The organism is Micromonospora sp. NPDC048907, assembly GCF_055586885.1.
Genome location: NZ_JBVJHI010000004.1, coordinates 610735 through 624084 on the forward strand (window position 1 = coordinate 610735; position 13350 = coordinate 624084).

The following is a 13350-nucleotide window of genomic DNA, read 5'->3' on the forward strand; positions in this document are numbered from 1 at the left end:
CCGTGAACCAGCTACCGGTGCCCGGTCGGGACACCGTGTACGTGTGGATCGGCCGGACCGCCGGCGACCAGCGGGAGCTGGCGCGGCGGCTGCTGAGGCGCGCGGGTGGCGCGTTGCTCGGCCGGCCCGAGGCGGAGATCGGGGTGGGACGGACGCCCGGCGGGCGCCCGGAGGTGCACGCGGCCGGCGGGCGGACGCTGCCGGTCAGCGTCAGCCACGTCGGCGGGGTGGTCGTGGTGGCCGCCCGGGCGGGCGGACCGGTCGGGGTGGACGTCGAGCGGCGCCGGCCGCTGCCCGCCACGCCCCTGGCCCGGCGCTGGTACGACCCGGACGAGGCGGCGTGGCTGGCCGCCCGGGCCGAAGCCGACCGGGAGCTGGACTTCCTGCGCCTGTGGACGGCCAAGGAGGCGGTCGGCAAGGCGCTCGGGGTCGGGCTGCGCGGCGGTGGGCTGCGCCGCCGGATGCCCGCGCCGGACGGCGGCGGCGAGCTGCTGCGCCCGGTCCCCGGCTGTCCCGGGGTGCGGGTCGGCCATCCGACCGGCGGCGGGGGCCTGGTGCTCGCCGTCGCGGTCGCCGGGGCGGCCGGGCCGGTCGAGGTCGCCCTCGCGTAGCGGGCCGGTCATGACGCGGCGTCCCGGAGCGCCGGGGCGGAGCGGACCAGCTTGCCGGTGGTGGTGCGGGGCAGCTGGTCGAGCAGGTGCAGGGTCCGGGGCCGTTTGTAGCCGGCCAGGCGCTCGGCGAGCAGCTTGTCCAGGGTGTCCTCGGTGAGCGAGCCGTCGGTCTGCACGTACGCGATGACGCCGTCGTCCCAGACCACCACGGCGGCGGTCACCCCGGGCAGCTCGGCGACGGTGGCCTCCACCTCGGTGAGGTCGACCTTCATGCCGCCCACCGAAACCTGCGAGTCGAGGCGGCCCTTGACGGTGACCAGCCCGGTCCCCGGGTCGACCGCGCCGGCGTCGCGGGTGTGCAGCCAGCCGTCGGCCCAGCGGGTCGGGTCGGCGAGCCCGACGTACGGGTTGGCCGGGCAGCTCACCCACAGTTCACCGCCGGACTCGCGGACCCGGATGCCGGGGGCGGGGGCGATGGCCGGGCGGTGCGCCCCGTACAGGTCGGTGCCGATGACGCCGACCTCGGTCATCCCGTACATGTTGCCGAGCGGAACGCCGTAGCGGTCGGTGAAGGCGCGGGCCACGGCGGCCGGGACCAGCTCGCCGCCGGTGGTCATGCGCCGGAGCTGCGGCAGTGGCCCGGCCGGCACGGTGGAGGCGAGCAGGCCGATGTGGAACGGCACACCGAGGACGGTGGCCGGGCTGTCCTGGGCGGCGACGGCGGCGAGGATCGCGTCGCCGCTGAGCCGCTCCGGCGGGCACAGCTCGACGCCGGCGTGCAGCCCGTAGAGCAGGCCGCCGACGAGACCGAGCACGTGCACCATGGAGGGCAGCAGGACGATCCGCTCGCCGGGCAGCGCCACCCCGTCGATCCGGGTGTAGCGGTGCACCTCGCCGACCAGGTCCTCGGCGGTGCGCCCGATCACCTTGGACGGCCCGGTGGAGCCGGAGCTGAGCTGGATCACCGCGTGCGGGCTGCCGGCCGGGCGGTCCGAGTACGGCGTGACGCCCGCGGTGACGTCGACGAAGATCCGCAGCGCCCCGCCGCCGGTCCGCACCGGGGCGACGACCACCTGCGGGGTGAGCCGGCGCAGGGCCTTGTCGACCTCGTGGTCGGTGAGCCGGTGGTCGAGCAGGATCGCCTGGGCGCCGGTGCGCCAGGTGGCCAGCAGGTGCACCACGTACGCCAGCGACGGGGGCAGCCGCAGCGCGGCGGCGCCGCCGGGGCGCAGGCCGGCGTCGGCGAGACGGGTCTGCGCCTCGCCGACGAGGCGGCGCAGGGTCGCCTTGTCGACCGGCTCGGGCAGGCGGAGACAAATGTCGGTGGGACGCCCGGTGAACAGAATGTCGTCCACCCAACTCGCATCTGTCGACACAGGATCTTCCGCCATAGGATGTGCTGTCACGACCGCCCACCGCCCAGCCTCGAAGTGGGCGAAATACGCCCAACACGTGCGTTTCCCGGGGTGCTGACGGAACAGTACGACAGCCGTTGGATCCATTGCTACATGCAAATGGCTAGATCAATAAGGGCGGCCGGGCGGATTGCTCAGGCTCGATCGGACAGGCAGGATCGGTGCCACGCCGGCTCGGTAGCCCGCCGGCCGCTCGACGCTGCGCTCGGCGGCGCGCGGTGCGGCCCGGCGGGTGGCTACGCTCGCGGTATGTTCCGTGCGGCCCGGCCCGACGACTTCGCGCAGATCATCCGCCTCTACCGGCAACTGCAGCCCGAGGACCCGCGATTGACCGACGGCTCCGATGAACGGGCCTTCGCGCAGATCCTGAGCAATCCGGCGCTGCACCTGTTCGTCCTCGAACTGGACGGAATGGTCGTCGCCAGCACGTATCTCAACGTGATTCCCAATATCACCCGGTCGGCATCGCCGTACGCCGTCATCGAGAACGTCGTCGTCGACGAGTCGCGGCGCGGCACCGGCCTGGGCAAGCAGATCATGGCCGGCACGCTCCAGGCCGCGTGGGACGCGGGCTGTTACAAGGCGATGCTGATGACCGGCTCGCGCCGGCCCGCGACCCACGCCTTCTACCGGGCCTGCGGGTTCTCCGGCGACGTCAAGACGGCGTACCTGGCGCGACCGTCCTGACGCGACGCCCCGTCACGTCTCGCCCCCCGCGGGCGGGGGCGCGGCGCCGCGGAGGACCACCGCGCTGTTGAAGCCGTCGAAGCCGCGCGCCCCGACCAGGGCGATGCGGCTGCGCGGCGGGCGCGGCCGCCGCAGGAAGGTCAGCTCGCAGCCCGGCGCCGGCTGCTCCGGCCCGGCGGAGGCGGGCAGCAGGCCGTGGTGGAAGGCGAGCAGCGCGGTCGCCGCGTCCAGCGCCGAACCGCCCTGGTGGGCCCGGCCGGTCAGCGGCTTCTGGGTGGTCACCGGCGGGGTCGTCGCACCGAAGACCGCGCGCAGGGCGGCCGCCTCGGCCCGGTCGTACGCCGGCACGCCCAGCGCGTCCGGCCAGATGACGTCCACGTCGTGCGGGCGGACCGCGGCCCGGTCCAGGGCCAGCCGCAGCGCCCGGGCGTAGTGGGTCGGGTCCGGCCCGGCCTCCCGGTCGGTCGGCGCCGCGTCGTGCGTGGCCGCCCAGCCGGTGATCTCCCCGTAGATCCGGGCGCCCCGGGCGAGGGCGTGCCCCAGCTCCTCCACCACGAAGACGGCGCCGCCCTCGGCGGGCACGTACCCGGTGGCGCCGGTGTCGAACGGCCGGTACGCCCGCTCCGGGTCGGCCACGTCGCTGAGCAGCCCGGAGCGGAGCTGGCAGGCCAGCGCGTACGGGCTCAGCGGGCACTCGGTCGCCCCGGCCACCACCAGCGGGGTGCCGCGCCGGATGGTCCGGACCGCGTGGGCGAGGCTGTCCAGCCCGCCGGCCGACTCGGAGACGGTCACCCCGCAGGGCCCCTTGAGCTGGTGCCGGATGGAGAGCTGCCCCACGCTGGCCGCATAGAACCAGGCGATCGACTGGTACGCCCCGACGGTCCGGCTCGGCCCGCCCCAGAGCCGTTGCAGCTCCCGCTGCCCGAACAGGTTGCCGCCCGAGGAGCTGGCCAGGGTGACCGCCCACTGGTACGGGTCGGGCGCCTCCTCGGGCAGGCCGGCGTCGGTCAGGGCCAGCCGGGTGGCGGCGAAGCCGAGGTGCGTCCACCTGTCGGTCTGCACCCGCTGCCGGGTGTCGCTGAACCCGGCCGGGTCGAAGCCGGGCACCTCCCCGGCCACCCGGGTCGGATAGCCGGCCGGGTCGAACAGGGTGATCGGCCCGGTGCGGCGGGTGCCCGCGAGCACCGAGTCCCAGTGCGCGTCGGCGCCGACACCGGTCGGGGCGACCACCCCGATCCCGGTGACCACGGCCCGGGCGGTCACCGCGCCGTCCCTGTTCGCGACTGCGGGGCTCGCATCACCGGCTCACTCCTCGCGCTCACGGGTGGACCGCCAGCCGGCGGAAGATCATCGCGGACTGGAAGCCGCCGAAGCCGCTACCCACCGACAGTGCCACGTCCACCGGCACCTCCCGGGCCTCGTTGGGCACGTAGTCCAGGTCGCACTCCGGGTCCCGGGTGGCCCAGTTGGCGGTCGGCGGCACCACGCCGTACTCGATGGCCAGCGCACACGCCGCCATCTCGATGGAGCCGATCGCGCCGAGCGAGTGCCCCACCATCGACTTGATCGAACTGATCGGCACCCGGTACGCCGCCGCGCCCAACGCCCGCTTGAACGCGGCCGTCTCGTGCCGGTCGTTCTGCCGGGTGCCGGAGCCGTGCGCGCTGACGTACGACACGGCCGACGGGGCGAGCCGGGCCTGGCGGAGCGCGTCGGTGATCGCCACGGCCATCTCCGCCCCGTCGGGGCGCAGCCCGGTCATGTGGAAACCGTTGCTGCGGCTGGCGTAGCCGGCCACCTCGCAGTAGACGTGCGCGCCCCGCCGCCGGGCGTGCTCGGCCTCCTCCAGCACCAGCACGGCCGCGCCCTCGGCCAGGACGAAGCCGTGCCGGTCGGCGTCGAACGGCCGGGAGGCGTGCTCCGGGTCGTCGTTGTCCGGGCTGGTGGCGCCGATGGCGTCGAACGAGGCGACGGTGACCGGGGAGATCGGCGAGTCGGCGGCACCGGCCAGCACGATGTCCGCCTCGCCGTCGGCGACGAGCTGGTGGGCGTACCCGATGGCGTCGATGCCGGACGTGCAGCCGGTGGAGACCACCTGCGCCGGGCCGTGCAGGCCGTGCCGGCAGGCCACGTCGGCGGCCAGGCTGCTCGGGATCAGCGCCTGGTACAGGTACGGGCCGCCGAGGGTGTGGTCGACCAGCCAGTTCCGGCCGGAGTCGCTGACCCGCACGTACTCCTTCTCCAGCGCCATGGTGCCGCCGACGGCGGTGCCGAGCACCACGCCGGCCCGCTCCCGGTCGGCGTCGGTGAGCGTGAGGCCGCTGTCGGCGAGCGCCTCGGCGGAGCAGGCCAGGGCGAACTGCACGTACCGGTCGGCGCGCAGCCGCTCGGCGAGGGTGATGCCCGCGGCGTCCGGGTCGAAGTCGCACTCGGCGGCGATCTGCGAGCGGAACGGCGACGGGTCGAAGAAGCTGATCCGCCGGGTGGCGGTGCGGCCCTCGGTGATGGTCTTCCAGAACCGGTCCCGGGTGGCGCCGCCGGGTGCGACGACGCCGACGCCGGTGACCACGGTCCGCCGGCCGGTCACGACGGTTTCCGCGGTGGTGGGGCGCCCTCGGTGTCGACGTGGCCGAGTTCCGGGCGGGGGGCGAGCGGCCCGAGGTGGAAGACCACCTCGGCCGGCTCGTCGCCGGTGTTGCGCAGCCGGTGCCGCACGTCCCTGGGCACGAACAGCGCCTCCCCGGCCGCCAGGGGCACCGGCCGGTCGTCCAGGTCGACGGTGATGGCGCCGCGGGCGACGTAGAGGAACTCCTCGCTGTAGGGGTGGTAGTGCTCGGCGATCCGCTCCCCCGGCGCGAGGGTGGCCACCCCCATGAAGCCGGAGGTGCTGCCGACGGTCTTCGGGCCGAGCAGCACCCGCAGCTCACCGCCGCGCCGGCGGTCGGCGGTGACGTCGTGGACGGAGACCCGGGCCGTGGAGGTGTCGGTCATCGCGCGCCTCCCGCGTGCGCCCGCTCGATCCGCTCCTTGATGACGGCGAGCTGGACCTTGCTGTTGGTGTTGATCCGCTCGGTCATGCCGGCGTTGTCGACCGGCGCGGTGGGCTTCATGGCGAAGTCCTGCACCCAGGTCATCCGGGTGCCGCCGTCGATCTCGTCGTAGCGCCAGTGGATGCGCATGTACTCGAACGGGCCGGTCTCCACCCGCCGGGCGTGCACCTCGCGGGTGCCCGGGTCGGCGGTGCGTTCGCTGACCCAGCTCCACGACGTGCCGTTCTCGTCGGGGTGCATGGTGAGCCGGAAGCGGACCGTGTCGCCGTCGGAGTGCAGGATCTCGACCGCCGCGTACTCGGTGAACAGCTCGGTCCACCGGGCCACGTCGTTGGTGATCTCCCAGACCAGCGGCAGCGGGGCGGCGATGTCGACCGCGTTCTCGGTGTGCCCCGGCGGGTCCGCCTTCCGGGCCACCAGGTCGGCGACGCCGGCGATGCTGAGCTGCCCGGCCTGCTCCGGGATCTTCACCCGCCACCGGTCGGCCACCACCGCGGAGAGTTCGAGCAGCGCCAGCGAGTCCATGCCCAGCTCCTCCAGGCTGGCGGCCGGGGTGCGGGCGGCCGCGTCGGCGTCCAGGCCGCAGTGGGTCACCAGGATGTCGGTGATCTCGTTGGCGAGCGGTCGGTCGGAAGCGACGGTCATGGGTTCCTCCAGGCGTTCGGGCCGGCGGCGGGCGCGGCGGTGACGGGCGTACGGCAGGCCGGGTCGGTGTCGGCGCGGATGTCGGGCACGGGGGTGGGCACGGCCGGTTCGGCGGGCGGAGCCACCTCGGCGACCGGTGCGGCGTCGGCGGCGGGCGGGTGGAGCAGGCGGTCGACCAGGGCGGTGGTGTGCCGTCCGGCCCGGAAGGCGGCGTCGCGCAGCACCCGCCGGGCGAACGGGATGGTGGTGCGCACGCCCGCACCGGCCACCTCGAACTCGCCGAGCGCCCGGTCGAGCCGGTCCAGCGCGCCGTCCCGGTCGGGCGCCCAGACCGCCACCTTGGCCAGCAGCGAGTCGTAGTGCGGGCTGACCAGGTAGCCGACGTGGCCGTGGGTGTCCACCCGGGTGAACGGGCCGCCGGGCGGCCGGAACCGGTCCAGCCGGCCCGGGGCGGGGGCGAAGTCCCGGTCCGGATCCTCCACGTTGACCCGGCACTCGACCGCCACCCCGCGCAGCCGGACATCCTCCTGCCGCCAGCGCAGCGGCGTGCCGGCGGCCACGTGCAGCTGCTCGTGGACCAGGTCGATGCCGGTCACCAGCTCGGTCACCGGGTGCTCGACCTGGATCCGGCAGTTGATCTCCAGGAAGTGGCAGCGCTCCGCCTCGTCCACCAGGAACTCGACGGTGCCGGCACCGGTGAAGCCGACCGACAGGGCGCCGCGCAGCGCGGTCTCCGCGAGGGTGTCCAGGGTGGCCTGTCGCAGCGCCGGTGCGGGCGCCTCCTCGATGAGCTTCTGGTGCCGGCGCTGCACCGAGCAGTCCCGGGTGCCCAGGTGGATGCCGTTGCCGTGGCCGTCGCAGAGCACCTGCACCTCGACGTGGCGGGCGTCCGCCAGGTACCGCTCGACGTACACCCGGTCGTCGCCGAAGGCGACCTGGGCGGCGGCGCGGGTGCGGGCGTACGCGCGGGGCAGCTCGGCGGCCGAGCGGACCACGGTCATCCCGCGCCCGCCCCCGCCGGCGGCCGCCTTGACGATCACCGGGTAGCCGACCTCGGCGGCCACGTCGAGCGCCTCGGCGGCCGTCGGCAGGGTCCGCACGCTGCCCGGCGGCAGCGGCAGGCCGGCCCGACGCATCAGCGCCCGCGCCGTGGACTTGTCCGCCAGGGCCGCCATCACCTGCGGCGGCGGGCCCACGAAGACGAGACCGTTCTCCGCGCAGATCTCCGCGAAGTCGGCGTCCTCGGAGAGGAAGCCGTAGCCGGGGTGCACGGCCTGCGCGCCGGTCTGCCGGGCCGCCTCGACGATCGCGGCGGCGTTCAGGTAGCTCTGCCGGCTGGACGCCGGTCCGATCTGGACGGTCTCGTCGGCCAGCCGCACCGGCAGCGAGTCGGCGTCGGCGCTGGAGTGCACCACCACCGTCCGCACGCCCAGCTCCCGGCAGGCGCGCAGCACCCGCAACGCGATCTCGCCCCGATTGGCGATCAGCACCTTGTCGAACATCAGGCGTCCCGTCCGGTGAGCGGTTCCAGGGCGATCAGCGGCTGGTCGTACTCGACGGGCTTGCCGTCCTCGACCAGCACCTCGACCACCCGTCCGGCCTGGCCCGCGGCCACCTCGTTCATGAGTTTCATCGCCTCGACGATGCCGACCACCTGCCCGGGCCGGACCACGTCGCCGACCACCACGAACGGGGCGGCGCCGGGTTCGGGGGCCCGGTAGAAGGTGCCCACCACGGGCGCCCGCACCGCCGGCCGTTCCGTGACGGGAACCGGCTCGACCCGCGGTGCGGTGACCGGGTCGGCCTCGGCGCGCGGCGCGGGGGCCGGCGCGACCGGGTGGTGCCACTCGACCTCCAGCACGGTCTCGCCGCTGCGCAGCCGTACGCGGCGCACGGGGCCGGCCAGCTCGGCGACCAGCTTGCGGGCGTGCCGGCTCAACCCGTCCAGCACCTCCTCGGGTTCACCGTCCGCGCTCATCGCGCCACCTCCGTTCGCGTCCGATCGATCGCCTCCACCGAGGGGTTCACGCCCGCCGACCGGGCCGCACCGAAGCGGCGGAACCGCTGCCGGCGGCGGCGGACCAGGGTGGCCGGCGGCACGGCGAGCAGCGGGGCGAGGTTCGCCGCCACGGCCCGGCCCAGCAGCTCGGCCGCGCCGGCCGGATCGCTGTGTGCGGCGGGCCGCGGCTCGGGCACGACGTCGTCGACCACCCCGAGCCGGCACAGGTCGGTGGCGGTGAGCCGCAGCGCCCGGGCGGCCTGCGGGGCGGCCGAGCTGTCCGACCAGAGGATCGCGGCGCAGCCCTCCGGGCTGATCACCGAGTAGACGGCGTGCTCCAGCATCAGCACCCGGTCGGCGACCGCGAGGGCGAGCGCGCCGCCGCTGCCGCCCTCGCCGGTGACCACCGCGACGACGGGCGTGGGCAGGACGCTCAGCGCGAGGATGTTCTCCGCGATCGCGGCGGCCTGGCCCTGCTGCTCGGCGTCCACGCCCGGGTCGGCACCGGGGGTGTCCACGAGGGTCACCACCGGCAGGTGGAGCCGGGCTGCGAGGCGCATGAGCCGCAGCGCCTTGCGGTGTCCGGCCGGGCTGGCCATACCGAAGTTGCGGGCCACCAGCTCCGCCGTGGTGTGCCCCTTCTGGTGGCCGATCACCATCACCGGGCGGCCGTCCAGGCGGGCCACCCCGCCGACGATCGCCGGGCAGTCGGCGCCGAGCCGGTCGCCGTGCAGCTCCACGAACCCGTCGAAGGCGGTCTCCAGGTAGTCCAGGGTGGTGGGCCGGCCGGGGTGCCGGGCGGTGCGCACCGTCTCCCAGGCGTCCCGGGCCGGTCCGGGCGCGCCGACCGTGACGGCCGGTCGCGGCGCCGGCTCCTGCCGGGGTACGGGCACCCGCCGGCCGGCCTCGGCGGCGGCGAGCAGCGCCGTCAACCGGCCGCGCAGCGCGTGCCGGGGCACCACCAGGTCGACCTGGCCGTGGCGGAGCAGGAACTCGGCGGTCTGGAAGCCCTCGGGCAGGGTGGCGCCGGTGACCTGGCGGATCACCCGGGGGCCGGCGAAGCCCAGCCGGGCGCCGCTCTCGGCGAGCACCACGTCGGTGTTGGTGGCGAAGGAGGCCGCCACCCCGCCGTAGGTGGGATCGGTGACGACGCTGACGGTGAGCAGCCCCGCCTCGCGCAACCCGGCGACGGCCTGGCTGACCGTGGCCATCTGCATCAGCGACAGCGCACCCTCCTGCATCCGCGCGCCGCCGGAGGCCGTGACGAGCACCAGCGGCGTGGCGTCGGCCAGCGCCCGCTCGGCGGTACGGGTGATCAGCTCGCCGACCGCACAGCCGAGGCTGCCGCCGAGGAAGCGGAAGTCCATCACCGCGAGGGCGACGGGGTGGCCGCCGACGCGGGCGGTCCCGCAGAGCACGGCCTCGTCCAGGCCGGAGCCGGCGCGGGCCGCGCCGAGCCGGTGCGGGTAGGGCAGCGCGTCCACGAACCCGATCGGGTCGACCCGCACCGCCCGGTCCGGCAGCGGCGTGAACGAGTCCGGGTCGACCAGCTGCGCCACCCGGTCGGGGGCGTCGAGCCGGGCGTGCGAGCCGCACTCCGGGCAGACGTCGAGGTTGCGCCGCAGCCGCTTGCGGTAGAGCAGCGAGGCGCAGTCGTCGCAGCGGGCCCAGAGCTGCTCGTCCCGGGGCGCGGTGGTGGTCACGGCCGCCGCCCGGGGGCGTCGTACCGGTAGAAGCAGTGCGCCATGGCGTCGCGCGGCGAACGCCAGGTCGGCAGGTACGGCGAGATGTACGGGCGCAGCCGTTCGCTGACCCGGACGAACTCGGGATGGCCGCGCGCCTCCTCCACCGCTCCCTCGGTCGGCGCCTCCGTCTCCAGGAGATGAACGTAGAGGTCGTGCAGCCGGTAGAGGGAGCGGTGCCGGACGCCGACCAGACCCGGCAGCTCGGTCGCGTCGGACGCGGCGAAGATCTCGGCGACCCGATCCTCGGCGGTCGGCACCACCTTGGCGACGATGAGCGAGCGGTCCATCCGCGGCCTCCCTGGATGCGTACCGGTGCGGGACGAGCGATCTCGGCGCACGACTGGCGACACGGTGCCGCCGGCACCGTCAACGCGGCGTCAACCGGCCACCATCGGCCCGGGAAGTTGGTGACGCTGCGTTGACGCAAACTGTGTGAGAGCTATGCGAAGATCAAGTTCTGCGAATGGATAGCGACACTTCTTCGCAGTTCACAGGCCGTTCGTGTGACCATTACGGACGGTCAGCAAACCGACGCCTTGTTGACTCAGAGTAACAAGTGTTGATATCCTCCGTACCGGTCAGCCCGGTCACAACGGGCTTTCTCCGCCACGGCGGAGCCGTTCCGACACCGGCGTCGCGGGCAGCCGAGCCGGGCGACAGAGGACGGTCGGGACGAGGGTTCCGCGTGCTGGGGGTGCGCCCGTGTCCGGTGGATCGAGAATGCCGACGGCGGGAGACCCCGCCCCACAGGTGTCGCTGCACCTGCTCGGCGGGTTCCGGCTGCTCCACGACGGCGTACCGGTGGTGGTCCCCCGGGGCCTGCAACGGGTCATCGCCCTCATCGGGCTGCGTCCGGCCGCCACCCGGAGTCACCTCGCCGGTCTGCTCTGGCCGGAGACCTCGGAGGACCGGGCGCTCTCCTCCCTGCGCACCGCGCTGTGGCGGCTCCGCCAGGACCCCTGCTGCCCGCTGCGCACCGACGGCGACACCGTCCGCCTCGACCCCGCCGTCCACCTCGACGTCGACGAGCTGGTGGCATCCGCCGACCAGGTACGCGACGGCCGGGTTCCGCGCGGCGCCGCCGGCGCCGGCCGGCACGACCTCCTCCCCGGCTGGTACGACGACTGGGTGCTGCTCGAACGGGAACGGCTGCGGCAGCTCCGGCTGCACATGCTGGAGGAACTCGCCGGCAACCACCTCGCCGCCGGGCGGCACGGCGAGGCCCTGGAGGCGGCGCTGGAGGCGATGGCCGCCGAGCCGCTGCGGGAGACCCCGCACCGCCTGGTGGTCCGCATCCACCTCGCCGAGGGCAACGCGTTCGAAGCGGTGCACGCCTTCTACGTCTACCGCGACCTGCTGCTGCGCGAGCTGCGCCTGGAACCGTCCCCGGCCATGTGCGCGCTGCTCGACGACACCCTCGCCCCGATCCGGCGGGCCAGCCGGCGGGAGGCGCCCCCGCGGCGCGCGGACCGGACCAACGCCCCCGGCCGGCCGACCGGCTCGGCGCCGCGCGGCTCGACCGCACCCACCACACCCCACCCCCGCTGACCGGCGCCGGCGTCACCACCGCCATCAATGCCACGGTCCGGACCGTGACGGCCAGGTGACAGCGGGCCCGGCAGGGTGTGCCCACGGTGGCCGACGCCGTGGACCGGAGTCGGCACCGCCAGCGGCGAGAGGGGTCCCGATGAGTCGACTGTTGGTCGTCAGCCGGATCGTGCCGGGCGCGCAGGGCCGGGTGGCGCAGATCTTCGCCGAGTCCGACGCCACCGACCTGCCCCGCCTCACCGGCATACGGCACCGCTCGCTGTACTACCTGCACGATCTGTGCGTGCACCTCATGGAGACGGTGGACGTCGACCCGGACCTGGCCGCCGAGGTCCGCGACAACCCGTTCTACCAGCAGGTCAACGAGCGGCTGTCGGCGCACACCTCGCCGTACCTGCCGACCTGGCGTTCCCCCCGCGACGCCGTGGCCGGCTGCTTCTACAGCTGGGACGCGGCCGACCTGCCCGCACCCCGCCAGGCCTGCTGAGCGGCCCGGCGCGAAGACCGGGGCGTCCCGGACCCTCGAACGGCACCAGGGTCCGGGGCGCCCCTTCCGCGCACCCCGCGTGGCACACGCTCGGTCATCCCGCGGCCACCGGCCGGCACGTCCCGTCCCACCGGCGGCGGCAGCCGCCGACCTCCCTGTCGTCCCGCGCGTACGTGTGCGAAGCTGCCCCGGGTTTTCTCGCGATTGTCGTTCACGTACATAGGAGGAGGTTGGCATGCCGTCGAGCTTCGGGCAGTGGCTGGTGCTGATCCTGGCCCTGCTGGTGGGCCTGGTCATCGGGTGGGTGGTGAGCGGCCGACGGAACGGGGCCGGCACCGGCGCGCCCACGGTGGAGGGTGCCGCCGCCCCGGCGCCCGAGGTGACCGCGACGGTCGACCGGGAGCGGCCGGAGGCCGTTGTCGACGAGGTGCCGGCGCCCGCCGCGGTGACCGAGGCGCCGACCCCGGCCGACCAGGACGCCGCCCCGGCCGCCGCCACGCTGGCCGCCGAGGCCACCCCCTTGCCGTCCGCCGAGCCGGTGACGGTCGCCGAGCCGGCCGCCGCCGACGAGGAGCCGGCCCGTACGGTGGCCGCCGAGCCGGTGGCCGACGAGGCGCAGCCGGTGACGGTGCCCGCGCCGCGCGCCGCCGACGAGGAGGCCGAGCCGGCCCGCACCGCGCCGGAGCCGGTGGCCGTGGCCGACGAACCGGCCACCGCGACCGAGCCGGTACCGGCCGGCGACCCGGTGGCCGAGCCGGCCGAGCCGGTGGCCGACGAGCCGGTCGCGCCCGTGACGGTGCCCGCGCCGCGCGCCGCGGTCGAGGACGCCGCTCCGGCCCAGGTGGACACCGCCGATGACTTCCGGCGGATCCAGGGCATCGGGCCGAAGCTGGCCGCCGCCCTCCAGGCCGCCGGCATCCGCACCTACCAGCAGCTCAGCGAACTGGACGAGGCGACGCTGCGGGAGACCGTCAAGGCCGCCGGCCTGCGCGCCGCGCCGGGCCTGGCGACCTGGTCGCAGCAGGCGAAGGTGCTGGCCGGCGCCCGGGCCGAGGCCGAGCGGGTGCTGCCGGCCGGGGCCGGCGAGGGCGCCTGATCCGACGCGCGGCGCCGGTGGTGACCGGGGGTCACCACCGGCGCCGCGCCCCGGACGGGCGCGAAAT

General features: G+C 75.3%; 14 protein-coding genes. 5 read left to right on the forward strand and 9 right to left on the reverse strand.

Going from position 1 to position 13350, the window contains the following annotated elements:
* Positions 1 to 2 precede the first annotated feature (2 nt).
* The gene (locus ACZ6PY_RS16810) at positions 3 to 611 is read left to right on the forward strand and encodes a 4'-phosphopantetheinyl transferase family protein (protein WP_466073079.1); all 609 of its coding nucleotides are present in this window, start codon (positions 3 to 5) and stop codon (positions 609 to 611) included.
* 8 nt (positions 612 to 619) lie between these two features.
* Here the strand turns inward: ACZ6PY_RS16810 and ACZ6PY_RS16815 are convergent, their stop codons facing one another.
* Positions 620 to 2002 (reverse strand): class I adenylate-forming enzyme family protein, encoded by a 1383-nt coding sequence (locus tag ACZ6PY_RS16815; protein ID WP_466073081.1) that lies wholly within the window; start codon positions 2000 to 2002, stop codon positions 620 to 622.
* Between the two features lie 273 nt (positions 2003 to 2275).
* On the opposite strand from ACZ6PY_RS16815, the gene ACZ6PY_RS16820 reads away from it, so the two are divergent.
* Positions 2276 to 2713 carry a GNAT family N-acetyltransferase gene (locus ACZ6PY_RS16820; RefSeq protein ID WP_466073083.1) on the forward strand — a complete coding sequence of 146 codons (438 nt, stop codon included), beginning with the start codon at positions 2276 to 2278 and terminating at the stop codon, positions 2711 to 2713.
* A 12-nt stretch (positions 2714 to 2725) separates the two neighbouring features.
* Here the strand turns inward: ACZ6PY_RS16820 and ACZ6PY_RS16825 are convergent, their stop codons facing one another.
* Genes ACZ6PY_RS16825 through ACZ6PY_RS16860 form a run of 8 tightly spaced genes read right to left on the reverse strand, consistent with a single transcriptional unit; the run spans position 2726 to position 10439 of the window.
* Positions 2726 to 3976 carry a beta-ketoacyl synthase N-terminal-like domain-containing protein gene (locus ACZ6PY_RS16825; RefSeq protein ID WP_466073084.1) on the reverse strand — a complete coding sequence of 417 codons (1251 nt, stop codon included), beginning with the start codon at positions 3974 to 3976 and terminating at the stop codon, positions 2726 to 2728.
* Positions 3977 to 4031: 55 nt separating this feature from the next.
* Positions 4032 to 5300, reverse strand: a complete 1269-nt coding sequence (locus ACZ6PY_RS16830) for a beta-ketoacyl-[acyl-carrier-protein] synthase family protein (protein WP_466073086.1) — start codon at positions 5298 to 5300, stop codon at positions 4032 to 4034.
* On the reverse strand, positions 5297 to 5704 hold the full coding sequence (locus tag ACZ6PY_RS16835; protein ID WP_466073088.1) for a cupin domain-containing protein: 408 nt from the start codon (positions 5702 to 5704) through the stop codon (positions 5297 to 5299). Before ACZ6PY_RS16835 ends, ACZ6PY_RS16830 begins: the two co-directional genes overlap by 4 nt.
* Positions 5701 to 6408 carry an SRPBCC family protein gene (locus tag ACZ6PY_RS16840; protein ID WP_466073090.1) on the reverse strand — a complete coding sequence of 236 codons (708 nt, stop codon included), beginning with the start codon at positions 6406 to 6408 and terminating at the stop codon, positions 5701 to 5703. The genes ACZ6PY_RS16835 and ACZ6PY_RS16840 overlap by 4 nt, the downstream gene beginning before the upstream one ends.
* A complete protein-coding gene (locus tag ACZ6PY_RS16845) occupies positions 6405 to 7910 on the reverse strand; it encodes an acetyl-CoA carboxylase biotin carboxylase subunit (protein ID WP_466073092.1) in 1506 nt (501 codons plus the stop codon). The genes ACZ6PY_RS16840 and ACZ6PY_RS16845 overlap by 4 nt, the downstream gene beginning before the upstream one ends.
* Complete coding sequence (gene accB, locus ACZ6PY_RS16850; protein WP_466073094.1) at positions 7910 to 8386, reverse strand: acetyl-CoA carboxylase biotin carboxyl carrier protein; 477 nt, start codon at positions 8384 to 8386, stop codon at positions 7910 to 7912. Before accB ends, ACZ6PY_RS16845 begins: the two co-directional genes overlap by 1 nt.
* On the reverse strand, positions 8383 to 10110 hold the full coding sequence (locus tag ACZ6PY_RS16855) for an acetyl-CoA carboxylase carboxyltransferase subunit alpha (RefSeq protein WP_466073096.1): 1728 nt from the start codon (positions 10108 to 10110) through the stop codon (positions 8383 to 8385). The genes accB and ACZ6PY_RS16855 overlap by 4 nt, the downstream gene beginning before the upstream one ends.
* Positions 10107 to 10439 carry a TcmI family type II polyketide cyclase gene (locus tag ACZ6PY_RS16860; RefSeq protein WP_262285689.1) on the reverse strand — a complete coding sequence of 111 codons (333 nt, stop codon included), beginning with the start codon at positions 10437 to 10439 and terminating at the stop codon, positions 10107 to 10109. The genes ACZ6PY_RS16855 and ACZ6PY_RS16860 overlap by 4 nt, the downstream gene beginning before the upstream one ends.
* A 433-nt stretch (positions 10440 to 10872) precedes the next feature.
* Here ACZ6PY_RS16860 and ACZ6PY_RS16865 point away from each other — a divergent pair, with 433 nt between their 5' ends.
* The 3 genes from ACZ6PY_RS16865 (at position 10873) to ACZ6PY_RS16875 (ending at position 13283) form a co-directional block, all read left to right on the forward strand.
* Positions 10873 to 11700, forward strand: a complete 828-nt coding sequence (locus ACZ6PY_RS16865) for an AfsR/SARP family transcriptional regulator (RefSeq protein WP_466073099.1) — start codon at positions 10873 to 10875, stop codon at positions 11698 to 11700.
* 139 nt (positions 11701 to 11839) lie between these two features.
* Positions 11840 to 12187, forward strand: a complete 348-nt coding sequence (locus tag ACZ6PY_RS16870) for a TcmI family type II polyketide cyclase (RefSeq protein ID WP_262285687.1) — start codon at positions 11840 to 11842, stop codon at positions 12185 to 12187.
* Positions 12188 to 12422: 235 nt separating this feature from the next.
* A complete protein-coding gene (locus tag ACZ6PY_RS16875; RefSeq protein ID WP_466073101.1) occupies positions 12423 to 13283 on the forward strand; it encodes a helix-hairpin-helix domain-containing protein in 861 nt (286 codons plus the stop codon).
* The last annotated feature ends 67 nt before the right edge of the window (positions 13284 to 13350 follow it).